This window comes from Dermacoccus sp. MPR-E5 (assembly GCF_058809565.1).
The window spans coordinates 253,229-275,187 of record NZ_JBXASS010000001.1; the positions used below are offsets into that span (position 1 = coordinate 253,229).

Here is a 21,959-nt window from a genome sequence, read left to right on the forward strand (position 1 = left end):
CCCGAGGAGCTTCGTGCCCAGCCGTCACTCACCCGCCCACGCCGAGCCCTCGGCCCGCTCCGGTGCGGGCTCGTCGCGTCAGAGCCTGATCGCCGCCGTCTTGTGCATCGCCGGCACCGTCGTCGCGCTGCAGCAGACGCTCGTCATCCCGCTCATCCCCGAGTGGCCGACGCTGCTGCACACGAGCGCCGACAACACCTCATGGCTCGTCACCGCGACGCTGCTCGCGGGTGCCGTCGCGACGCCCATCCTGGCGCGCCTGGCGGACATGGTCGGCAAGAAGAAGATCATGCTCGTGTCGCTGGCTTTCGTCATCGTCGGCTCGGTCATCGGTGGTATCGGCTCGGGGCTCGGCGCGCTCGTCGTCGCGCGCACGTTCCAGGGCGTGGGCGCGTCGATGATCCCGATCGGCATCAGCATCCTGCGCGACGAGCTGCCACGCGAGAAGGTGGGCGGCGCCGTCGCGACGATGAGCGCGACCCTCGGCATCGGCTCCGCGATCGGGTTGCCGCTCGCCGGTTTCCTCGTCGAGCACTTCTCCTGGCACATGGTGTTCTGGGTGTCGGTCGTCTCCGCGAGCCTCATGTTCGCGGCCGTCGCGCTCGTCGTGCCCGAATCGAAGGTCACCTCGCGCGGACGCTTCGACCTCGTCGGCGCCGTGCTGCTGTCGGCGGCGCTGCTGTGCCTGCTCGTGCCCATCACCAAGGGCGGGCAGTGGGGTTGGGGGAGCGAGCGCGTCCTGCTCCTGTTCGCCGCGAGCATCGCGCTGTTCGCCGTCTGGGCGCCGTACGAACTGCGTCACAACTCGCCGATGGTCGATCTGCGCACCTCGGCGCGACGCCCCGTGCTGCTGACGAACGCCGCGAGCCTGCTCGTCGGCTTCGCCATGTACGCCAACATGATGACGACGACGCAGCAGCTGCAGATGCCCGAGATCACCGGGTACGGCTTCGGCATGTCCGTCATCGCCGCGGGCGTCGCGATGCTGCCCGGTGGCCTCGCGATGGTCGTGCTGTCGCCCGCGAGCGCTGCCGTCACGAAGCGCTTCGGCGCCCGCACGACACTGCTCGCCGGCGCGCTCGGCCTTGCCGCGTCGTACACGCTGCGCGTCTTCCTCACCGGCGCGGTGTGGCAGGTCGTGCTCGGCGCCACGCTGTGCAGCGCCGCGACCGCGTTCGCGTACGCCGCGATGCCGACACTCATCATGCGGTCGGTGCCGCTGACGGAGACCGCCTCCGCGAACGGCCTCAACACGCTGCTGCGCTCGATCGGCACGTCGACGTCGTCCGCCGCCGTCGCGGCGATCCTGACGAACATGGCGATGCACGTCGACGGGCACGACCTGCCGAAGCTCGCCGCGTTCAAGGCCGTCTTCGTCATGGCCGCCATCGCGGCGCTCGCCTCCGCCATCGTCGCTGCGTTCGTGCCGACGGCGCAGCCCGCGTCCGCGAGCGCACCGAGCGCCACCCCCGCGACGCACCCCGCCCCGACGAGCGCCGACAAGGACGCCGTGCGTGGTGGCGACAGCCGCGAGATCGTCGCGACCGGCACACTCGTCGGCCTCGACGGCCACCCCGTACGCCGCGGCGTCGTGACGGTGCTCGCGAGCGACGGCGCCCACCTCGACTGGGGGCGCGTCGACGACGACGGGCGCTATCGCCTCGCCCTGCCCGGCGCGGGACGCTACGTGCTCGTCGCCTCCGCCGAGGGCTGGGCCACGCGCTCGCGGATCGTCGAGGTCGCGGGCCCCGGTCTGCCGCAGTTCAGCCTCGTCGACCCGCTGCAGCTCACGGGCGTCGTGCGGCGCAGCGACGGTTCGCCAGCCGCGCAGGTGCCGGTGACGCTCATCAAGCACTCGGGCGAGTACCACGCCGACACGCTCACCGACGGCGAAGGTCGCTACGTCATGCCGCTGCCGCCGGGTGGGCGCTACGTCGTCGCCGCTCTCGATGCCGAGCACGACGCGACAGCCGCGGCGAGCGTCACCGTGCTCACCGAACCGGTGAGCGCCGACATCACCCTCTGACCCGCCGATGTTGCCCGCGATTTCGGGCGCGGGCACGCGGAATCCCGGGCAACATCACTAGGGTGGCGCCATGACGGTTCAGCGCATCATGGGCATCGAGACCGAGTACGGCGTGCTGCGCCCCGGCGATCAACGAACGACGCCGATGGTGCTGTCGGGCCTCGTCGTGCGCGCCTACGCGAACGACGTCGGGCTCAACGCGGCGCAGAGTCGGTGGGACTACAGCGACGAGTCACCGCTGCGCGATCAACGCGGCTACGACATCGCTCGCGAGGTCGCGCACGAGAGCCAGCTGACCGACGAGATCGACCCGAGCTTCGCCAACGTCGTGCTCAAGAACGGCGCGCGCCTGTACGTCGACCACGCCCACCCCGAGTACAGCTCGCCGGAGGTGACGACGCCCCGCGACGCCGTCGCGTACGACCGCGCGGGCGAGGTCATCATGCGGCGCACGGCGGCGTTGCTCGCCGACGACGAGGACGGCCCGACGCAGCTGTACAAGAACAACACCGACGGTCAGGGCGCCTCGTACGGCACGCACGAGAACTACCTGCTGCGCCGCGACGTGCCGTGGGCGCGCGTCGTCGCGGGCATGACGCCGTTCTTCGTCGCGCGTCAGGTCGTCACCGGCAGCGGCCGCGTCGGCATCGGCACCGAGAGCGAGCGGGCCGGTTTCCAGCTCACTCAGCGCGCCGACTTCTTCGAGGCCGAGGTCGGTCTCGAGACGACGTTGAAGCGTCCCATCATCAACACGCGCGACGAACCGCACGCCGACCACCGCAAGTATCGCCGCCTGCACGTCATCGTCGGCGACGCCAACCACGCCGACGTCGCGAACCTGCTCAAGATGGGCATGACGAGCCTCGTGCTCGGCGCCCTCGAGGACGAGGCCCTGCCGCGGATCGTCCTCGCGCGACCGGTCACGTCGATGCGCGCCGTCAGTTACGACCTGACGCTCGCCGAGCCGCTCGACCTCGTCGACGGCCGCGCGATGAGCGCGCTCGACATCCTCGAGGTGTACCGCGATGCCACGCACACGTGGTGGCAGCGGCGCGGCGACGACCCGGTCGAGAAGCAGACGCGCGAGGTCTTCGAGCACTGGGGGCGCGTCCTCGACGGGCTGCGTCGCGACCCCATGAGCCTCGCGGCCGACCTCGACTGGGTGGCGAAGAAGAGCGTCATGGAGGCGTTCATGACGCGCCATGATGTCGGGTGGGACGACCCGCGCCTGCGCGCGCTCGACATCCAGTGGTCCGACGTGCGCGCCGACAAGGGCCTCTTCCACACGTTCGAACGCGCCGGTCGTTTCATGCGCGTCGTCAGTGACGAGGACGTCGCGCGCGCCGTCGTCGAGCCCCCGCGCGACACGCGAGCATGGTTGCGCGGCAAGAGCATCGAGGCGTTCGGCAGCGACGTCGCTTCCGCATCCTGGGACGGGATGGTCTACCGCACCACCCAGCCGTCGAGCTACACGCGCATCCGTCTGCCCGAGCCGCTCGCCGGCAGCGCCGACCAGACCCGCGGTTGGTTCGACGCCGACGTCGAGCACCTCATCGCTCAGGTCGGACCCGACCTCGTCGTGGAGTGAGCGATCGGGGCGGGCTGCGCGACGCCGTGGCAAAGCTGCTCGAGAATTGTGCAAGTGCACGGGGTTTGTGCCGCTCATTCCTCCTGCAGATGCGCATTACTCGTGCAACGAGCGCTCCGGCGTTCGGGCGGCGATAGGGTGGCGAACAGCAACCAGCGACGTCATTTCGAGGAGCAACGATGAGCGGTCAGCAATTCAAGAACGCCGGCGGCAAAAGCGACGACGAGTTCGAGGCAGGCGCAGACGCCGGCCAGGTGCAGGCGGCGTCGTCGACGAGCGACATCGACTCGATGCTCGACGAGATCGACGGCGTGCTCGAGACCAATGCGAGCGAGTTCGTCTCCGGGTTCGTGCAGAAGGGCGGCGAGTGACGCCATGGGCTACGCGCCCGACGCAGGGTTGACGCGATAACGCAATAACGCGACACCACCGCGAGCGGCCCTGACACCGCGTCCAGTCACGACCTCAGCAGCCAGTCAGACGATCAGGAGCAGCCATGGAACGCCGCATCTACGGCATCGAGACGGAGTTCGGCGTCACCGCGACGACGAACGGTCAGCGTCGCCTGACGCCTGACGAGGTGAGCCGCGCGTTGTTCCGCAAGGTCGTCGCGTGGGGGCGTTCGAGCAACGTCTTCCTCGACAACGGCTCGCGCCTCTACCTCGACGTCGGCGCGCACCCCGAGTACGCGACGGCCGAGTGCGATTCGCTGCTTGATCTCGTCGCCCAGGATCGCGCCGGCGAGCGCATCCTCGACGACATGACGAGCGACGCCCAGGCGCGCCTGGCGGAGGACGGCGTCGACGGCACGATCTACGTATTCAAGAACAACACCGACTCGGCGGGCAACTCCTACGGCTGCCACGAGAACTTCCTGCTCGATCGCGGCGCCGACATGAACCGCATCGCGGAGATCTTCGTCGCGTTCCTCGTCTCCCGCCAGCTCGTCGCGGGCGCCGGCAAGCTGCTCGTGCGCGACGGGCGCACCGTGTTCAACCTGACGCAGCGCGCCGAGCACATCTGGGACGGCTACTCGAGCGCGACGACGCGCTCACGCCCCATCATCAACAGCCGCGACGAACCGCACGCCGACTCGGCGCGCTACCGTCGCCTGCACGTCATCGTCGGCGACTCGACGATGAGCGAGGCGACGACGCTGCTCAAGGTCGGCTCCGCCCACCTCGTGCTGCGCATGATCGAGGCGGGGGAGAGCTTCCCGCGCCTGCACCTCGCCAACCAGATCCAGGCGATCCGCGACGTCTCCGCCGACCCCACCGGCCAGTGCGTCATCGAGCTGCAGGGCGGCACGAGCATGACGGCCCTCGCGATGCAGCACATGTTCCTCGAGCGCGCGACGGCGTTCGTCGAGCGCGAGGGCGACCCCGACCCGGCGATCGCGGACGTCCTCGACCTGTGGGGGCGCACCCTCGAGGCGGTCGAATCGCAGAACTTCACCGGCATCGAGACCGAGATCGAATGGGTCATCAAGCGCAAGCTGCTCACCGACTACGCGGCGCGTCAGGGCCTCGAGTTGGACGACCCGAAGCTCGCCCAACTCGACCTCACGTTCCACGACATCCGCGCCGGACGCGGCGTGTTCGGCCTGCTCGAGAAGGCTGGACGCGTGCGACGCATCGTCGACGACGCCCGCGTCACCGAGGCCATGACGACGCCGCCACAGACAACACGCGCGAAGCTGCGCGGCGATTTCGTCAGGGCCGCGCGTGAGGCGGGGCGTGACTTCACCGTCGACTGGGTGCACCTCAAGCTCAACGACCAAGCCGGCCGCACGCTCATGTGCAAGGATCCGTTCCTCGCCACCGATGCCCGCGTCGATCGTCTCGTCGAGAGCCTGACGACGCCCGTCTGAGACGCCTGCGGGCTCGGACGCACAGGCCCTTGCCAGGCAAAGCACACCCCACGCGGGTTATCGTGGCGGACGACCTGTCACCCATCGCGCGAGGATCCTCTGCTGTGACTTCCCCCAAGCGTCTGCTTGCCCTGGCCGCTCTGCCCATCGTCTTCCTGGCCGGATGCGGCAACGACGACTCGAAGGCCTCCAAGAGCTCGAGCGGCTCCTCCGGCGCCAGCGCGTCGTCGAACGCATCGTCACCGTCGTCGTCGAGCGGGCTGTCCGCACCCGCGACGAAGGGCAACCTCGACGACGTCAAGGTCGACACGAAGGACGCTGCGAAGCCCACCGTCTCGATCCCGAAGGACAAGCTGCCGTTCGGCACGAGCAGCACGAAGCCGAAGATCCTGACGCAGGGTTCCGGCAAGACGGTCGGCGACAACGACATCGTCAAGGCCAACTTCGTCATGGTGAACGGCACGACCGGCAAGACGATCGGTTCGACGTTCGGTGAGACCGTGCCCAGCTTCAACATGAGCGACAACAACAACCTGCCGGGCATCATCAGCACCCTGAAGGGCCAGAAGGCCGGGACGAAGCTCGTCGTCTCCCTGCCGCCGAAGGACAGCTTCGGTGCCGCGGGCAACGAGAAGATCGGTGTCGGCGCGAACGACAACCTCGTGCTCTACATGGAGATCAAGGCCACCGACACGCCGCTCAAGGAGGCCCAGGGCACGACCAAGGACGCGCCCGCCGACATGCCGAAGGTCAGCGTCCCCGCCGGCCAGGGCAAGCAGGCGAGCATCACCGTCGCCAAGGGCGCGAAGGCCCCGACGAGCCTCAAGACGGCCACCCTCATCGAGGGCAACGGCAAGAAGGTCGCCTCCGGCGACTCGGTCGCCGTCAGCTACACCGGCCAGATCTGGGGCACGTCGACGATCTTCGACGCCACCGCGAAGCACAACGACGGTGGCAAGCCGTCGGTGTTCGTCATCGGCAAGGGCCAGGTCATCACCGGCTGGGACAAGGCGCTCGTCGGCCAGAAGGTCGGCAGCCGCGTGCTCGTCGTGGTGCCGCCGTCCGAGGGCTATGGCAAGGACGGCAACCAGCAGGCGGGCATCAAGGGCACCGACACCCTCGTGTTCGTCGTCGACATCCTCGCCGCCAACTGACACGCTGAGCCTGTCAGCGACACTTTCTCGAAGGAGCAACCATGGGTTTCGACCCCAAGACGACCAAGCCCGAGATCGACTTCCCCGGTGACACCCCGCCGGCGGAACTCGTCGTCGAGGACATCACCGTTGGTGACGGCGCCACCGTCGAGGCCGGCGACATCATCAAGGCGCACTACGTCGGCGTCTCCTGGTCGACCGGCGAGGAGTTCGACGCCTCGTGGAACCGCGGCGAGCCGCTGGAGTTCACCGCCGGCGTCGGCCAGGTCATCCAGGGCTGGGATGAGGGCCTGCTCGGCATGAAGGTCGGCGGCCGCCGCAAGATCATCATCCCGCCGGCGCTCGGCTACGGCGAGCGCGGCGCGGGTGCCTCGATCGGCCCGAACGAGACGCTGATCTTCGTCGTCGACCTCGTTTCGACGAACAAGCCCGGCGCTGGACGCTCCTTCGGCCTGCGCTGAGGTAGCCTTCGCCGCTCTGGTCGTCCCGCGAGTGGGTTCGGCCTGAGCAACAAGACGGGGTGAGTGCCATCGGTACTCACCCCGTTCTGCGTGCCCGTGGCCATCACGCGGGGCCGAGTGCCGCCAATCGCACACCTGTGCGAATGAGAGGGTAGGCTCTGCAGCAGGACCACGGCGTCAGACCCGACAGCGACGAAGGAGCGAGCGTGGCAGCACGACCCACCCCGGAGGCGAAGACCGAGCGCCTGCTCAACCTCGTCATCGCGCTGCTCTACACGCGCAGGCCGCTGACGAAGGACGCCATCCGTCAGGCCGTGCGCCCGTACACCGAGGCACCGAACGACGAAGCCTTCGACCGGATGTTCGAGCGGGACAAGGACGAGTTGCGTGAGCTCGGCATCCCGCTGCGCGCCGAACCCATCGACATCCTGTTCGAGGACGAGATCGGCTACCGCATCGACAAGCGTGAGTACGAGCTGCCCGACCTGCACTTCGACGCCGACGAACTCGCTGTCCTCGGCCTCGCCTCGCGTGCGTGGCAGCAGGCCAGCCTCGCCGGCCCTGCGGCGGCGGCGATGCGCAAGCTCGAGGCGCTCGACATCAGCCCCGACGTCGAATCGGTCGTCGGCCTCGAACCTCGTATCCGCACCAGCGAACCCGCCTTCGACGCCGTCAAGGACGCGGTGATGACGCGGCGCGCCATCACGTTCACCTACCGCGCGGCCGGGCGGGAGAGCGCTGTGCGTCACGTTCAGCCGTGGACGGTGACGAACCGCCGGGGTCATTGGTACGTCGCCGGGTTCGACACCGACCGTGACGCGCCGCGCGTCTTCCGTCTCTCGCGAATCGAGGGCCCGGTGCGACTCGTCGGCAAGCCGGGCGCCTACGAGGTGCCGGACGATCACGACACGAGCGCCCTCATCGAACGTACCGAACGCACCCCCGACTGGGCGCCTGCCGTCCTGCGGGTGCGCGCGGGGCGAGGACACTCGCTCGTGCGGCGCGCCCGCACCGTCGGCGTCATCGACGAGACGTGGCAGCTCATCGACATCGAGTACGCCGACCCCGGCGTGCTCGCCGACGAAGTCGTCTCCTTCGGCGCCGACGTGCTCGTGGAGAAGCCCGACGAGCTGCGCGAACGTGTCATGGCGCGCCTGCGGGGCGCCTATGAAGCCCAGACGGCGGAGACTGCACCATGAACGCCCGCACTGACAAGGCCGCCCGCTCTGGGGCGATCGACTCTGGGTCCGCCGACACGGGGTCCATCAGCTCGGGGTCGATCAACTCGGGGCCGATCAACTCCGAAGCGGCGACGACGCGCCTGTCACGGCTGCTCACGATGGTGCCGTGGCTGATGAACCGTCAGGGCATCGACATCGAGGAGGCGGCCCGCACCCTCGGCGTCAGCCGCGCGCAGATCGAGGCCGACCTCGAGCTGCTCTTCGTCTGCGGCACACCCGGCCACATGCCCGACGACCTCATCGAGGCCGAGTGGGAGCAGGGGCGTGTCTACATCCGCAACGCCGACGCCATCGCCAAACCGCTGCGCTTCACCCGCGACGAGGCGCTCGCCCTCACCGTCGGGCTGCGCACGCTGCTCGACGTGCCCGGGCTGCAGGAGCGCGACGCCGTCGATCGCGCCCTCGCCAAGCTGAGCGAGGCGACGGGGGAGAGCGGCGCCGCACGCGTCCACGTCAGCCTCGAACGCGATGGTGAGCAGGTGCTCAGCACGCTGCAGGACGCGGTGCGCCGCGCACATCGGGTGCACCTGCGCTACCTTGCGCCGGCCCGGGACGAGGTGACGGAGCGTGACGTCGACCCGCTGCGCCTGTTCACCTCCGACGGCCACTGGTACCTCGAAGGGTGGTGCCGTCGCGCCGAGGGCATGCGCACGTTCCGTCTCGACCGCATCGAGAGCGTCGAGCTCCTCGATGTCCGGGCCGAGATCCCGCAGGACGCGCAGCGCACCGACCTCTCGCGCGGCTTCTTCGCCCCCAGCCCCGACGCGCCGCAGGTGCGTCTGCGGGTGCAGCGGGCCGCGTTCTGGATCATCGACTACTACCCGTGCTTCGACGTCGAACGATCCGACGACGGCGAGCACGCAGACGTCTCGCTCGTCCTCGGCGACGGGCGCTGGTTGCGCCGGTTGCTGCTGCAGCTCGGCCGGGACGCCCAGGTGCTCGCGCCTGCCGCGGTGCGGGCGCAGGTCGCCGACGAGGCCCGCCGCGCCCTCGACGCCTACGCCGAGATGCTCGGGGGCACCGTGCCGTGACGTGGTGGATGTGGCTGCTGTTCTGGGCGATCTTCTGGGTCACGGCCGTCGCCTACCTCGCCTGGCGATGCTGGCGCGTGTGGCCGCACGCGCGCGACTTCGCCCGCACGACGTCCGAGGCGTGGTCGCGTCTCGACGAGGCGCGCAACCTCGCCGAGCAGCGATCCGCCGCCGAGAACAGTGCGGCGCTCGTCACGCAGGGCGTCGACGATCTCGCGTGGAACAAGCCGGCCTCGCACTGGCGAGGCGAGCGTCAGCGGGCCCGCGAACGGCAGCGCGACCTGCGCTTGGACTCCCAGGCCGAGGTGTGGTCGTCTTGGCGCGATCCACTAGAGTGAACGACGACCATGCGGCTGCCGCCGCGCCGGAAACTCCCGGGACTCAAGGACTGGCCATGAAAAACCTGCTCGAACACCCCGCGTCACTGCTCATCCTGGTGCTCGTCATCGTCGTGCTCCTGGGCTGGAAGAAGCTGCCCGACATGGCGCGCAGCCTCGGGCGCAGCTCGCGCATCCTCAAGAGCGAGATCGACGAGATGAAGACGGAGAGCAACCGGTCGAAGGCCTCCGGCGCCACCGTCGAGGGTGAGACGGCGAACCCGGTGCACGACGCCAACGGCAACCCGGTCCACTCCGGTGACCCCGTGACGCGCACCGACGCGCACCGCAACGACGTCTGATCGGATCCCGTTCGCTCGTGGCAATCTTCGGACGACGCAAGGACAACCCCGAAGCGCGGATGTCCATCGGCGACCATCTGCGCGAATTCCGCAACCGCGCGATCGTCGCCGGCGTCGCGATCCTGCTGTGCTGCATCATCGGCTGGCACTACTACCAGAACATCTACGACTTCATCGAGCAGCCGTTCCGCGACTACCAGCACGCCCACCCCGAGGCGCACGTCGAGGTCGCGTTCAACGCCGTCACGGCGCCGTTCAACCTCAAGTTGAAGGTCGTGGCGTGGGCCGGCCTCATCCTCGCGGCGCCCGTGTGGCTGTGGCAGATCTGGGCCTTCCTCGTGCCCGGCCTGACGCCGCGGGAAAAGCGCGTCGGCCGCATCTTCGTCGCCTCAGCGATCGTGCTGTTCGCCTGCGGCGTCTACATGGGGTCGCTGACCTTCGGCAACGCCGTCGAGATGTTCATCAGTGCGACGCCGCGCGGCGCGGCCAACTTCGCCGACGGCGGGATGTACTTCTCGTTCGTCACCCGCTTCATCCTGTCGTTCGGGCTGACGTTCATGCTGCCGATCCTGCTGCTGGCACTCAACGCGGTCGGCGTGCTCAAGGGCCGGATCATGCTCAAGGGGTGGCGCTTCGCCGTCATCATCGCAGTGGCCTTCGCGGCCATCATGACGCCGACGCCGGACGTCTACACGATGTTCCTCATGGCAGTGCCGCTCATCGTGCTGTTCTTCGGCAGCGCGGGGCTAGCCCTCGCACTCGACGCGTGGCGTGCACGCAAGGAGAAGCGTGAGCGTCCGGCCTGGATGGACGTCAGCGACGACCAGGCCTCGGCCCTGTGAGGCCCAGGCTGCAGGCACGACACACATGACGCCCGACGGCGGGCTCCCGAGCGGGAGCCCGCCGTTGTCATAGCCTGGGGGCATGTCGTCGCCCGCCGAGAAGTTCGCCCAGGCCGCTCGTCGGCGAAAGTTCGACTCGAGTCACCTCGGCCACTTCGTCGAGACGTTGCCGTACCCGCTCGACGACTTCCAGTCGGAGGCGGCGCGGACCGTGCAGGACGGACGCAGCGTCCTCGTCGCAGCGCCGACGGGTGCGGGCAAGTCCGTCGTCGGCGAGTTCGCCTGCTATCTCGCGGTGCACACCGGGCGCAAGGCGTTCTACACGACGCCGATCAAGGCGCTGTCGAACCAGAAGTACGCCGACCTCGTCGAGATGCTCGGAACGGAGAACGTCGGGCTGCTGACCGGTGACACCTCGCACAACAGTGAGGCGCCGGTCGTCGTCATGACGACCGAGGTGCTGCGCAACATGCTCTACGCGGGCAGTTCGACGCTGGGCGGCCTCGGCTTCGTCGTCATGGACGAGGTCCATTACCTCGCCGACCGCTTCCGCGGCGCCGTCTGGGAAGAGGTGATGATCCACCTGCCCGAGTCGGTGCAGGTCATCGCGCTGTCGGCGACGGTGAGCAACGCCGAGGAGTTCGGCGACTGGATGCAGCAGGTGCGCGGCGACACCGACGTCGTCATCACCGAGCACCGCCCGGTGCCGCTGTACCAGCACATGATGGTCGGCGCGCGCCTGTACGACCTGCTGGGCGAGGACGAACGCGGCGATCGCGTCGTCAACCCCGACCTGCTCTCGCGCATCGCGAGCCTGACGGCGCCCGCGCGCGGCGGTCACCGCTTCGACGTCGGCGCCCCGTCCGGTCGACGTGGGCGCGGCCGCCGTCCCGTGCCGCGTCAGCCGCAGGGGGAGACGTTCCGCCCGGCGCCGCGCGCCGAGGTCATCGCCGCACTCGATCGCGCGGGGCTGCTGCCGGCCATCACGTTCATCTTCAGCCGCGCCGGGTGCGAGGGCGCCGTCGCGCAGCTGCTCGGGTACGGCATGCAGTTGGTCACCGACGATGAGAGCGCCACGATCCGCGCCTACGTCGCCGAGCGCGTCGCGCACATCCCCGTCGAGGATCTTGCCGTCATCGGTTACCACGACTTCGTCGAGGGCCTCGCGCGCGGCTTCGCCGCGCACCACGCGGGGATGCTGCCGACGTTCCGCGAGATCGTCGAGGAACTGTTCGTCACCGGTCAGATCAAGGCCGTATTCGCGACGGAGACGCTCGCTCTCGGCATCAACATGCCGGCGCGCAGCGTCGTGCTCGAACGGCTCGTCAAGTACAACGGTGAAGCTCACGTCGACGTCACGCCCGCGGAGTTCACCCAGCTGACGGGCCGCGCGGGCCGGCGCGGCATCGACGTCGAGGGCCACGCGATCGTCCTGTACAACCGCGGCGTCGAACCGGAGGCGGTCGCAGGCCTCGCATCGCGCCGCACCTACCCGCTGCGCTCGAGCTTCCGCCCGACGTTCAACATGGCCGTCAACCTCGTCCACACCGTCGGACGGGAGCGGGCGCGCGAGGTGCTCGAGTCGTCGTTCGCGCAGTTCCAGGCCGACCGCAGCGTCGTCGGGTTGTCGCGTCAGATCGCCAAGAACAATGAGGGCCTCGAGGGCTACGCCGAGGCGATGCAGTGCCACCTCGGCGATTTCGCGGAGTACGCGGGCATCCGCCGTCGCATCAGCGACCTCGAGAAGAACGCGCAGAAGCGACGCGCCGCCGCCCTGCGCGCCGCCGCGGACCGCTCGCTCGCCGACCTCAGCCCCGGCGACGTCGTGCGCGTGCCGTCCGGGCGACGTGAGGGGCTCGCCATCGTGGTGCGCACCAACCGCGGCGGCAAGCGCGAGGGCCCGAGCCCGTCCGTCGTCACCGAGGACGCACAGCTGCGCCAGATCCGTTCCAGCGACATCCACGCGCCGCTCGAGGTGCTGACGCACCTCGCCATCCCGAAGACATTCACCGCACGCTCGTCGAAGTCGCGCCGCGACCTCGCGGCGACGCTGCGCGCCAAGGTGCCGCACGATCCGCCGAAGCCGTTGCGACGCACCGAGATCGAACCGGACAAGGCCGTCACCGCGGAGATCGAGGAGTTGCGACGCCGGCTCGCCGCCCATCCGTGCCACGCGTGCGAGTACCGCGAGGAGCACGCGCGCTGGGCGCAACGCTGGTGGACGCTGCGCCGCGAGACCGACGCGCTCGTCACGAAGGTCGAGAACCGGACGAACACCGTCGCGAAGCAGTTCGACCGCATCTGCGACCTGCTGCTCGAGTTCGACTACCTCGCGGCCGATCCGTCGGCTGCCGGTGGAGTGAAGCTGACCGACGACGGCGCGATGCTCATGCGCCTGTACTCGGACAAGGATCTGCTCACCGCCGAGTGCCTGCGCTCGGGTGCGTGGAAGGGCCTTGACGCACCGTCGCTCGCGGCGGCCGTCTCGGCGCTCGTCCACGAGTCGCGGCGTGACGTGGTCGGTGAGACCCCGCGCATGCCGAACCGTGATGTCGCCGACGCGCTGGAGCGCACGCACGAGCTGTGGTCGGTCATCGACGACGCGCTCGTCATGCACCGACTGCCCGAGATGGCGGCACCCGACGCGGGCCTGGCCTGGGCCGCGCACCGCTGGGCGAGCGGCCAGGGCCTCGAGACGGTGCTACGCGACGAGGACCTCACCGCCGGCGACTTCGTACGACGCTGCCGTCAGCTCGTCGACGTGCTCGACCAGATCGCCGCCGCCACCGATGACGACGGCATCCGCAGGGCAGCGCGCAAGGCGATCAAGGGCGTGCAGCGCGGCGTCGTCGCGGCTGACCGGATCGACTGAACGTCAGCGGGCGAGGGCTGCGGAAAGGCGTTCAGCGGAGCCGCCCATGTCCCAGCGCGCTGCGAAGTCAGCGAATCCGGCGCCGTCGGCGACGCCCTGCGGGCGCGTCGTGACGAGGTCGTGGGGCACACGGACGTCGAGAGCGACGTCGACGACGCGCGGTGCGACGTCGAGGTAATCGGAGGCTGCCTCGAGACGCGTGCGGCGTGCGCCCTTGATCCGCGGGTCGCCGGAGGCGATGGCGTCGCGGATGGCCGCGAGGGAGCCGAACTCGGCGATGAGGGCCGCCGCCGTCTTCTCACCGATGCCGGCGACACCGGGCAGCCCGTCACTCGTGTCGCCGCGCATGACGGCCATGTCGGCGTAGGCGCGGCCCGTCGCGACGCCGTACCTCGCCATGAGGAAGCTCTCGTCGACGAGGTCGGGGGCCCGCACGCCACCCTTGGCCGTGTAGATGACGCGCACGCCCATCGCGTCGTCGACGAGTTGGAACAGGTCACGGTCACCGGTGACGACGTCGACGGGGCCGGCGTCGCGGAATCGGTGCGTCAGGGTGCCGATGACGTCGTCGGCCTCGTACCCGTCGACGCCGAGGCGGGTGATGCCTGCGAGTTCGAGCAGTTCGCGGATGAGCGGCACCTGCGGGGTGAGGTTCTCGGGGCTCTCCTCGGCGACGTCGGAGCCCTCTTGCACGCGGTGCGCCTTGTAGCTCGGGATCGCCTCGACGCGGAACGCGGGGCGCCAATCGTTGTCCCAGCAGGCGACGATGTCGGTCGGTTCGTACGTCGTGAGCAGCGTCGCGATCATGTCGGCGAAGCCGCGCAGCGCGTTGTTGGGCGTGCCGTCGGCGGCGGTGCGCTCGGGCACGCCGTAGAAAGCGCGGAAGTAGAGGCTGGCAGAGTCGAGCAGCATGAGTCGGCGCGGCGTCATGGGCGCCATCCTGTCACGGTGCGGCGTCGAGCGTCAGTGCTCGTCAGCGCGCGATGTCGGCCATGTGGGCGTCGCAGGCACGGGCGAGGTCGTCGGGGGAGAGCCGCACGTCGAAGCCGCGACGGCCGCCGGAGACGCAGACCCGCGGATGTTCGTGCGCCTGCGCGTCGATGACGACGTCGAGGCGTGAGCGCGTTCCGAGTGGGCTGACGCCGCCGAGGACGTAGCCGGTGAGGCGCCGGACGTCGGCCTCCGCGGCCAGCACAGCTTTCTTCGCGCCGCACGCGGCGGCGACCGCCTTGAGGTCCGCCATCGTCGAGACGGGGACGCAGGCCATCGCGAAGCGGCCGGTGTCGAGCTTCACGACGAGCGTCTTGTAGACCGACGCAGGGTCGAGCCCCAGCGCGGATGCCGCCTCGGCGCCGTAGCTCGTGACGTCGGGATCGTGGGCGTAGGGGAGCGCCTCGTAGGCGATACCGAGCCGGTCGAGGGCGCGGGTCGCGGGCGTGGCGGGTGGTGTGTTCATCGTGCGAGACATCGCGTTCATCCTGCTACCTCATGCGCGACGGATTCAAGGTGCGTGACACGCCTGCGCACACAAGGCATGACGCACCTCGGCCACTGTTCGGCGCCCCGTCGGCCGGGCGCCAGTGCGCTCACCTGCGTTGCTCCTGGGCTGTGGGGCGGCTATGTTGGCTCGAACGCGCCCGTAGCGCGCGTCATTGCGGACGGGCCTCACGCCTAGTAGAAAACTTCGCGGTTCACCCCGCGATGGCCCCAACGGCGTGAGCCCGTCCGCCGCCTCTCGCCTGAGAGGCCTACACTTGGCCGGTGCCCACGAAAGCTCTCCTTCGCGCATTCGGCGCCATCGGCGCCGGGTTGCTCCTGTGGCTCGCGTTTCCCGACCACGGTCTGTGGTGGACGCCGCCAATAGCCGTCGCCCTCATCACGCTGTGCCTCTGGCGCGTGCGGGCGCGCACCGGCGCGCTGCTCGGTTTCGTCTTCGGCATGGCGTTCTTCCTGCCGACGCTGTCGTGGTCGGGCGTCTACGTCGGCGCGTTCCCGTGGACAGCGCTCGCCGTCCTCGAATCGCTCTACATGGCCGCGCTCGGCGCAGCGGTTGCGCTCGTGCAACGTCGCCGCATCGCGCCGTTCGTCGTCGCCTGCCTGTGGGTGATGCAGGAATGGCTGCGCTCGACGACGCCGTTCGGCGGATTCCCCTGGGCACGCCTGTCGTTCTCCCAGGCCGACGCACCGTGGGCACCGCTCATCGCGTGGGTCAGCGCACCCGGCCTGACGTTCGTGCTCGCGCTCGCCGGCGCGGCGCTCGCATCGTGCGTGGCCCTGGCCGCGCCGCGGCTCTTCACGGCGGAGCGGCGGGGGAGTGCGGGCCGAACGTCTGCTTCGGATTCGGCTTCGGTTTCGGACGACGCCCACACCTCAGCGAACGCCACGGGCTCCGGGGCCACGCCTGTTGGTGACGCACGGCCCGACGGCGCGCGCGGCATCACGGCTCGTCTCCCGATCGCCGTGCCCGCTGCGGCCGCGTCGACGGCCGTCCTCGCACTGATCGTCGGCTCACTCATCACGCCCGGCACGAGCGGGCGGATGCTGCGCGTCGTCGGCGTGCAGGGCAACGTGCCCACCGAGGGGCTCGAGTTCAACGCGCAGCGCCGCGCCGTGCTCGACAACCACGTCCACGCGACGCTCGACCTCGCCAAGCAGATCGATGCCGGAGCGACGCCGCGCCCCGATGTCGTCGTCTGGCCCGAGAACGCCTCCGACATCGACCCCAAGCGCAACCCCGACGCGGGCGCCGAGATCGCCTCAGCCCTCGCCGCCGTCAACACGCCGCTCATCGTCGGTGCGGTGCTGAACGAACCACGCCCCGAGGTGTCCAACGCGTCGATGCTCTACCTGCCCGGCAAGGGCCTGAGCGACACCTACGTCAAGCAGCACCCGGTGCCGTTCGGCGAATACATCCCGTACCGCTCGTTCTTCCGCACGTTTTCCTCGCAGGTCGATCTCGTCAAGGCCGACTTCGCCTCCGGGCGCAAGGTCGGGTTGTTCACGCTGCCGAACGCGAAGGGTGACGTGAAGCTCGCCCCGATCATCTGCTTCGAGGTCGCCTACGACGATCTGCTGCGCAAACCGGCGAACCAGGGCGCACAGATCTTCGCCGTCCAGACGAACAACGCGACGTTCGGCCACACCGCCGAGTCGACGCAGCAACTCGCGATCTCGCGCCTACGCGCGCTCGAATACGGCCGCTCGATCATCCACGTCTCGACGGTCGGCGTCAGCGCCCTCATCACCCCCGACGGGCAGCTGCACGAGCGCAGCGAACTGTTCACGCAGAAGGTGCTGACCGGGCAGCTGCCCCTGCGTTCGGACGCGACGCCCGCCCAGCGGCTCGGACGCTGGCCCGAGATCGCCGCCTCCGTCGTCAGCGTCGTCGCGCTCGCGTTCGCGCTGCGTCATGCCCGCCTGCCGCGCCGTCGCCGCAAGAACGGTCGCGGCGACGCCTGAGCCCGCTTTCGCTGGTGCCCACCGGGGTTCCACGACCGGCGATCGCTTCACGATTCGTCGACGAATCGGAACTCTTCGAGCGTGCCCGCGCGTTGAACCAGATGTGAACACCACGACTCGACCTCGCCGCCGCGGCTTCGCGCGCTGGCTCATGCTGGCGTTGCTCGTCGTCCCCGTCGTCGAGGTCTTCATCATCCTCAAGGTCGGGCAGCAGATCGGTGGCCTCAGCACCTTCCTGCTGCTCCTGTTCTGGTCGGCGCTCGGCGCGTGGATCGTCAAGCGCGAGTTCTCGCGCGCGTTCGGCTCCCTCCGTCAGGCGTTCGGCTCTGGTCGTATGCCTGCGCGCGAGCTTTCCGACGCGGCGCTCGTCCTCATCGGCGGCACGCTGCTGCTCGCCCCGGGCTTCCTCACGGACGCACTCGGCCTGTTCGTCCTGCTGCCCCTCACGCGCCCGCTGACGCGCCGACTGCTCGAAGGTGCCGTCGCACACAAGCTGTTCGGTGCATCTCCCCTTGGTGCGGCCGCCTTTGGTGCCGCGAACGCGGCGCCCGGCCGAGTGCGCTTCACCCGCGTGCGCGCCGCCGATGCGGGCGGCTCTTCGGCGGCCGGTCCGTTACCCGCGCCCGGGCCATACCCCACCGCCGACGCGTTCGCCACGCAGGCCGGGCGAGACGCTGCCTGGAACTCTCCACGACGGGGTGCGTCCGACGTCGTCGAGGGCGAGATCATCGACTGAGTTCGTGAGACGGCTCGGCCGCAGTGCCCTCCGCCGTCACAGGCTGATACCCAAGGCCCTGAACAAGACAGGCGAGCACACACGAAGGCCGCCCCCGAACCGGGGGCGGCCTTGTTCGTCACGACGTGAGCGTCACTTGGACGCGGCAGCACGCTTTCGCTTCGGCTTTTCGCCGCGCGACTCGCGCAGCAGCGTGAGGCGCTCGTCGAGCAGCTCCTCGAGCTCTTCGACGGAACGGCGCTCGAGCAGCATGTCCCAGTGGGTACGCGCCGGCTTCGTGGGCTTGCGGTCGGGCTCGGGGCCGTCGACGAGCAGCGCCTCGAGGCCGCAACGGCACTCCCACAGCGCGGGCACGTCGGCCTCGACGGAGAACGGCAGCTCGATGACGTGGCCCTGAGCGCACTTGTAGCTGACCATCTGTCGCTCGCTGAACGCGATGCCCTCGTCGGTCTCGAGCGAGAGCGTGCTGAGGTTGGTGCCTCGCAGTGAACGTTCTGCCATGGTGTCTCCCTACGTCACACGGGGTTCGTGTTGGTTCGTGATGCGCTGAGCCTGCAGCCCGCGCGATCCTGACGGAACAACGCCGGCCGGGGGCCGTTTGTTCCGCACGCACGCCGACGCGCTGACACACCAGTCTACGGCGCGGACGGGACGCGTCACGAATCGCGTTCGGGGGAGCGGCCGGCGCGCATCCTGCCGCCGGTCTCGAGCCCGGGGCGTCAGCCGGCGGCGCGTGCCCGGGCGCTGCCTCGCTCGACGTCGACGCGGCGCAGCAGCACCGCGCCGAGCGCGAAGAAGACGACGAGCGCGACGATCGACAGGCGGTAGGAGCCAGTCAGCTGGTGCACGAGACCGAACGTGAGGGTGCCGAACCAGCTCGTCCCTCGCTCCATCGCCTGATAGAGGCTGAAGTACTCGGACTCCCGGCCCGTCGGCACGAGCCGCGAGTACAACGACCGGCTGAGTGCCTGCGACCCGCCGAGCACGATGCCGATGCCGACGCCCAGCACGAGCCACAACCCGAACTGCCCCGACGGCAGGAAGAACGCTGCGAACACGACGAGCGTCCACAAGCCGAGGGAGAGCAACACGGCCCGCTTGGCGCCCATCGTCCGAGCGAGCCGACCGAACAGCAGCGCGCCGAGGAAGGCGACGAACTGCACGAGCAGGATCGTCACGATGAGCTGGCTGTCGCCGAAGCCCAGCTCCTCCTTGCCGTACAGGCTCGCCGAGACGATGACCGTCTGGATGCCGTCGTTGAAGAACAGGTACGCAAGCAGGAACGTCATCGTGTCGGGGAAGTGCCGCAACTCCGCGAACGTCGAGCGAAGCTGACGGACGCTGCCGCTCACCGCCGCCGTCAGCGAGCCGGTCACGGCCGGGCCGACGCGACGCACGTCCCGTAGGCCGAGGACCGGGATGATCGTGAACATGCCCCACCACACGCCGGCACTCAGCAGATTGACGCGCACGGCCTCGCCCGTCGACAGCCCCAACGAGTCGTGCATCGTCATGATGACGAGGTTGACGGTCAGCAGCAGCCCGCCGCCCAGATAGCCGAGCGCCCACCCCCGTGAACTGACGCGGTCACGCTCGTCGTCGCTCGAGATCTGAACGAGCAGCCCGTCGTAGACGACGAGGGAGGCACCCAGACACTGGTTCGCGAGGATGAGCACGACAACACCCAGCTGCCAGTTGCTGCCTGCGACGAAGAACATCGAACTCGCTGCGAGGGCACCGACGAACGCAAACACGCCCAGCAGGTGCGCCGGGCGCGAGATGCGGTCGGCGATCGCGCCGACGAAGATGAGCAGGATCGCGCTGATGATCGTCGAGACCGTCACCGTGTACGGCGCGAGCGAGCCGGGCGAGATCGGTAGACCGAGCACGTGCAGGTCGGTGTGGCACGCCAGGTCCGTATCCTGCCCCGGGCAGGCCGCCGACTTCGCGACCGCCGTGAGATACGGGGAGAACAGCACCGTCGACGTCGTCGTCACGTACGCCGAGTTGGCCCAGTCGTAGAAGTACCAGCTGCGCTGGCGCCTCGTCCGAACGGCGTCAGGGGGCGGGGTGGGGGCTTCGATCACGGGTGAAGCGTGTCACATCGACGACGCGATTTTCGGTGATGCGGGCCACTGAGAGGTCAGCGCCGCCGATCGAGGCGCTGCTTGTCGAGGTAGCGCCCAGCCGAGGCGCGCGCCTTCGTGATCTGCGCCGAGAACTTGCGGCCCGTGCGCTGGTCGACGAACTCGCCGGCCTTGTCGGTCATGGCGCGCACCTTCTCGGGGTTCTGCTGCACGTAGCGGCGACCCTGCGCGACGAGCTGCCTGGCGATGTTGGTCTTCATGGGGCGTGATCCTAGTGGACGTCCGCCGTCTCGTCCTGTGCCCGGGGCAGCAGCAGTGCCGCGAGCTGCTCGGCGGTGTCGACGACGGCCACGGCTCCCGCGCGCGCGAGCTCGTCGTCCGCGGCGTAGCCCCAGCTCACCCCGATCGTCGCGATGCCGTGACGCGCGGCGCCCTCGACGTCGTGGAGGCGGTCGCCGACCATGACGACGTCCGGCCCGGCGTCGCGACCGAGCGCGGCCAGCGCCCGGACGATGACGTCCGCCTTCGCGTCGTCCGGGCGCGTGATGTCGGCCCCGAAGACGCCGTCGAGACCCCCGGTCAGGTATGGCTCGAGGCCGAAGTGGGCGACGATGCGGCGCGCCGTCGGCTGCGGTTTCGACGTCGCGACGGCGACGCTGACGCCGGCAGCGTGCAGCTCGGCGAGCAGGTCGGCCATGCCGGGGTAGAGGTCGTTGTCGAACAGGCGCCCGGCGTTGTAATCCTCGCGGTAGGTGCCGACGATGCCCGGTACCTGCTCGGCCGGGATACCGATGCCTTCGAGGGCGACCTTGAACGGCGGGCCGACGAACGAGTCGAGCACGTGCTGCTCGGGCACCGCGACGTCGTGGGCGCCCAGCGCATGCCGCATCGATGCTGTGATGCCGCGCGCCGAGTCGGACAACGTCCCGTCGAGATCGAACAGCACGAGAGTGAGCGGGCCGTGCGGCCAGGTGGTGTCGGCGTCAGCCTGGTGTGAAGCGCTTGTCATGACGCGGCCTGCGCGGTGTCGTGGGTGGGGTTCGCGGTGATGCGCGCGGAGCGGGCCGCGGCGCGACGCTCAGCGTCGGCGGTGACGGCGTCGACGAACCACGTGAACACCTGCTGCGAACGCACGTCGGCCCCGCTCATCATCTCCGGGTGCCACTGCACGGCCGCGAGGCACCACGCGTCGTCCGCGTGCTGCACCGCCTCGACGAGGCCGTCGTCGGCGCGCGCGACGACCCGCAGCGCGTCGGCGATGGCGTCGAGCGCCTGGTGGTGGAAGGAGTTGACGGCCGCCTTCGTCACGCCCCACGCGTCGTGCAGGAACGAGCGCTCCTCGACGCTGATGTGGTGCAGCGGCGAGGCGGGGTTGCCCATCGCCATGTGCTGCTGGTCGGTGCCCGCGTAGCGCAGATCCTGGAACAGGCTCCCGCCGAGGGCCACGTTGATGAGCTGCATGCCGCGGCAGATGCCGAGCACGGGCAGCCGGTTCTCGCGCGCGAGCCGGAGCGCCTCGATCTCGTACGCGTCGCGGATCGGCGACGTCGTCTGGCATTCCTGCTTCGCGGGCTGGCCGTACAGCAGCGGGTCGACGTCGGAACCGCCGGCGAGCAGCAAGCCGTCGAGCAGGGCCAGCTGTTGCGGCAGCGTCGAGTGATCCGTCGACGGCGGCAACATGATCGGAATGCCGCCGGCCTGCGTGATCGAGCGCGAATAGTCCTCATTGACGGCGACGCGCCGGTAGCCGGGGAAGAGGTAGTGCGGGTCGTACTCGACGTTGGTGATGATGCCGATGACGGGTTTGCGGGCGCTCATCGTGCGTCCTTCCTGGCCTGGCCCTCGTGGGGCGGTGCGAATGTGACCGTGAATCGCGGATGTGTCCGCAGATCGCCGATGTGACCGTAGATCGC

At 69.6% G+C, this 21,959-nt stretch carries 21 protein-coding genes; 14 read left to right on the forward strand and 7 right to left on the reverse strand.

Annotation, left to right across the window (positions count from 1 at the left end):
• The first annotated feature begins 13 nt into the window (after positions 1–13).
• From AC1RS9_RS01090 to AC1RS9_RS01145, 12 genes are all read left to right on the forward strand, one after another.
• Positions 14–2,026, forward strand: coding sequence for an MFS transporter (locus AC1RS9_RS01090; RefSeq protein WP_492920233.1), 2,013 nt, complete (start codon positions 14–16; stop codon positions 2,024–2,026).
• Positions 2,027–2,096: 70 nt separating this feature from the next.
• Positions 2,097–3,614, forward strand: coding sequence for a depupylase/deamidase Dop (dop, locus tag AC1RS9_RS01095; RefSeq protein WP_492920235.1), 1,518 nt, complete (start codon positions 2,097–2,099; stop codon positions 3,612–3,614).
• Between the two features lie 179 nt (positions 3,615–3,793).
• Entirely contained in the window at positions 3,794–3,985 is a 192-nt protein-coding gene (locus AC1RS9_RS01100; RefSeq protein ID WP_074045330.1) for a ubiquitin-like protein Pup, read from the forward strand.
• A 125-nt stretch (positions 3,986–4,110) separates the two neighbouring features.
• Positions 4,111–5,484, forward strand: a complete 1,374-nt coding sequence (pafA, locus tag AC1RS9_RS01105; RefSeq protein ID WP_006947220.1) for a Pup--protein ligase — start codon at positions 4,111–4,113, stop codon at positions 5,482–5,484.
• 104 nt (positions 5,485–5,588) lie between these two features.
• Positions 5,589–6,638 carry an FKBP-type peptidyl-prolyl cis-trans isomerase gene (locus AC1RS9_RS01110; RefSeq protein WP_074039273.1) on the forward strand — a complete coding sequence of 350 codons (1,050 nt, stop codon included), beginning with the start codon at positions 5,589–5,591 and terminating at the stop codon, positions 6,636–6,638.
• 41 nt (positions 6,639–6,679) lie between these two features.
• On the forward strand, positions 6,680–7,099 hold the full coding sequence (locus AC1RS9_RS01115) for an FKBP-type peptidyl-prolyl cis-trans isomerase (RefSeq protein ID WP_006947303.1): 420 nt from the start codon (positions 6,680–6,682) through the stop codon (positions 7,097–7,099).
• A 206-nt stretch (positions 7,100–7,305) separates the two neighbouring features.
• On the forward strand, positions 7,306–8,298 hold the full coding sequence (locus AC1RS9_RS01120; RefSeq protein WP_006947232.1) for a helix-turn-helix transcriptional regulator: 993 nt from the start codon (positions 7,306–7,308) through the stop codon (positions 8,296–8,298).
• Complete coding sequence (locus AC1RS9_RS01125; protein ID WP_006947310.1) at positions 8,295–9,371, forward strand: helix-turn-helix transcriptional regulator; 1,077 nt, start codon at positions 8,295–8,297, stop codon at positions 9,369–9,371. The genes AC1RS9_RS01120 and AC1RS9_RS01125 overlap by 4 nt, the downstream gene beginning before the upstream one ends.
• The gene (locus tag AC1RS9_RS01130; protein WP_006947226.1) at positions 9,368–9,709 is read left to right on the forward strand and encodes a hypothetical protein; all 342 of its coding nucleotides are present in this window, start codon (positions 9,368–9,370) and stop codon (positions 9,707–9,709) included. Before AC1RS9_RS01125 ends, AC1RS9_RS01130 begins: the two co-directional genes overlap by 4 nt.
• A gap of 56 nt (positions 9,710–9,765) precedes the next feature.
• The gene (tatA, locus tag AC1RS9_RS01135; protein ID WP_006947258.1) at positions 9,766–10,050 is read left to right on the forward strand and encodes a Sec-independent protein translocase subunit TatA; all 285 of its coding nucleotides are present in this window, start codon (positions 9,766–9,768) and stop codon (positions 10,048–10,050) included.
• A gap of 17 nt (positions 10,051–10,067) precedes the next feature.
• Positions 10,068–10,892 carry a twin-arginine translocase subunit TatC gene (tatC, locus tag AC1RS9_RS01140; protein WP_006947222.1) on the forward strand — a complete coding sequence of 275 codons (825 nt, stop codon included), beginning with the start codon at positions 10,068–10,070 and terminating at the stop codon, positions 10,890–10,892.
• Positions 10,893–10,974: 82 nt separating this feature from the next.
• A complete protein-coding gene (locus AC1RS9_RS01145; RefSeq protein WP_006947218.1) occupies positions 10,975–13,764 on the forward strand; it encodes a DEAD/DEAH box helicase in 2,790 nt (929 codons plus the stop codon).
• A 3-nt stretch (positions 13,765–13,767) separates the two neighbouring features.
• On the opposite strand, the gene AC1RS9_RS01150 is transcribed toward AC1RS9_RS01145, so the two are convergent.
• The gene (locus AC1RS9_RS01150; protein WP_006947213.1) at positions 13,768–14,694 is read right to left on the reverse strand and encodes a 5'-3' exonuclease; all 927 of its coding nucleotides are present in this window, start codon (positions 14,692–14,694) and stop codon (positions 13,768–13,770) included.
• 43 nt (positions 14,695–14,737) lie between these two features.
• A complete protein-coding gene (ybaK, locus tag AC1RS9_RS01155; RefSeq protein WP_074045332.1) occupies positions 14,738–15,241 on the reverse strand; it encodes a Cys-tRNA(Pro) deacylase in 504 nt (167 codons plus the stop codon).
• Positions 15,242–15,525: 284 nt separating this feature from the next.
• Here ybaK and lnt point away from each other — a divergent pair, with 284 nt between their 5' ends.
• Together lnt and AC1RS9_RS01165 are read left to right on the forward strand one after the other, a co-directional pair.
• Positions 15,526–17,223, forward strand: coding sequence for an apolipoprotein N-acyltransferase (gene lnt / locus AC1RS9_RS01160; RefSeq protein WP_074045333.1), 1,698 nt, complete (start codon positions 15,526–15,528; stop codon positions 17,221–17,223).
• 103 nt (positions 17,224–17,326) lie between these two features.
• On the forward strand, positions 17,327–17,959 hold the full coding sequence (locus AC1RS9_RS01165) for an FxsA family protein (RefSeq protein ID WP_235006151.1): 633 nt from the start codon (positions 17,327–17,329) through the stop codon (positions 17,957–17,959).
• 132 nt (positions 17,960–18,091) lie between these two features.
• Here AC1RS9_RS01165 and AC1RS9_RS01170 read toward each other — a convergent pair whose 3' ends face one another.
• The 5 genes from AC1RS9_RS01170 to AC1RS9_RS01190 form a co-directional block, all read right to left on the reverse strand.
• Positions 18,092–18,460 (reverse strand): RNA polymerase-binding protein RbpA, encoded by a 369-nt coding sequence (locus AC1RS9_RS01170; protein ID WP_006947299.1) that lies wholly within the window; start codon positions 18,458–18,460, stop codon positions 18,092–18,094.
• Between the two features lie 218 nt (positions 18,461–18,678).
• Positions 18,679–20,046, reverse strand: coding sequence for an MFS transporter (locus tag AC1RS9_RS01175; RefSeq protein ID WP_074045334.1), 1,368 nt, complete (start codon positions 20,044–20,046; stop codon positions 18,679–18,681).
• A 56-nt stretch (positions 20,047–20,102) separates the two neighbouring features.
• Entirely contained in the window at positions 20,103–20,306 is a 204-nt protein-coding gene (locus AC1RS9_RS01180) for an antitoxin (protein WP_074045335.1), read from the reverse strand.
• Positions 20,307–20,317: 11 nt separating this feature from the next.
• Complete coding sequence (locus AC1RS9_RS01185) at positions 20,318–21,055, reverse strand: HAD hydrolase-like protein (RefSeq protein ID WP_136788354.1); 738 nt, start codon at positions 21,053–21,055, stop codon at positions 20,318–20,320.
• Positions 21,052–21,864 carry a gamma-glutamyl-gamma-aminobutyrate hydrolase family protein gene (locus AC1RS9_RS01190; protein WP_074045337.1) on the reverse strand — a complete coding sequence of 271 codons (813 nt, stop codon included), beginning with the start codon at positions 21,862–21,864 and terminating at the stop codon, positions 21,052–21,054. Before AC1RS9_RS01190 ends, AC1RS9_RS01185 begins: the two co-directional genes overlap by 4 nt.
• Positions 21,865–21,959 lie beyond the last annotated feature (95 nt).

What these genes read in the sequence shown, in the direction of transcription:
- dop (WP_492920235.1), top strand. Translation starts at nt 2,097, where the DNA reads ATGACGGTTCAGCGCATCATGGGCATCGAGACCGAGTACGGCGTGCTG.
- AC1RS9_RS01100 (WP_074045330.1), top strand. Translation starts at nt 3,794, where the DNA reads ATGAGCGGTCAGCAATTCAAGAACGCCGGCGGCAAAAGCGACGACGAG.
- pafA (WP_006947220.1), top strand. Translation starts at nt 4,111, where the DNA reads ATGGAACGCCGCATCTACGGCATCGAGACGGAGTTCGGCGTCACCGCG.
- AC1RS9_RS01115 (WP_006947303.1), top strand. Translation starts at nt 6,680, where the DNA reads ATGGGTTTCGACCCCAAGACGACCAAGCCCGAGATCGACTTCCCCGGT.
- AC1RS9_RS01125 (WP_006947310.1), top strand. Translation starts at nt 8,295, where the DNA reads ATGAACGCCCGCACTGACAAGGCCGCCCGCTCTGGGGCGATCGACTCT.
- tatA (WP_006947258.1), top strand. Translation starts at nt 9,766, where the DNA reads ATGAAAAACCTGCTCGAACACCCCGCGTCACTGCTCATCCTGGTGCTC.
- AC1RS9_RS01145 (WP_006947218.1), top strand. Translation starts at nt 10,975, where the DNA reads ATGTCGTCGCCCGCCGAGAAGTTCGCCCAGGCCGCTCGTCGGCGAAAG.
- AC1RS9_RS01150 (WP_006947213.1), bottom strand. Translation starts at nt 14,694, where the DNA reads ATGACGCCGCGCCGACTCATGCTGCTCGACTCTGCCAGCCTCTACTTC.
- ybaK (WP_074045332.1), bottom strand. Translation starts at nt 15,241, where the DNA reads ATGAACGCGATGTCTCGCACGATGAACACACCACCCGCCACGCCCGCG.
- AC1RS9_RS01170 (WP_006947299.1), bottom strand. Translation starts at nt 18,460, where the DNA reads ATGGCAGAACGTTCACTGCGAGGCACCAACCTCAGCACGCTCTCGCTC.
- AC1RS9_RS01180 (WP_074045335.1), bottom strand. Translation starts at nt 20,306, where the DNA reads ATGAAGACCAACATCGCCAGGCAGCTCGTCGCGCAGGGTCGCCGCTAC.
- AC1RS9_RS01185 (WP_136788354.1), bottom strand. Translation starts at nt 21,055, where the DNA reads ATGACAAGCGCTTCACACCAGGCTGACGCCGACACCACCTGGCCGCAC.
- AC1RS9_RS01190 (WP_074045337.1), bottom strand. Translation starts at nt 21,864, where the DNA reads ATGAGCGCCCGCAAACCCGTCATCGGCATCATCACCAACGTCGAGTAC.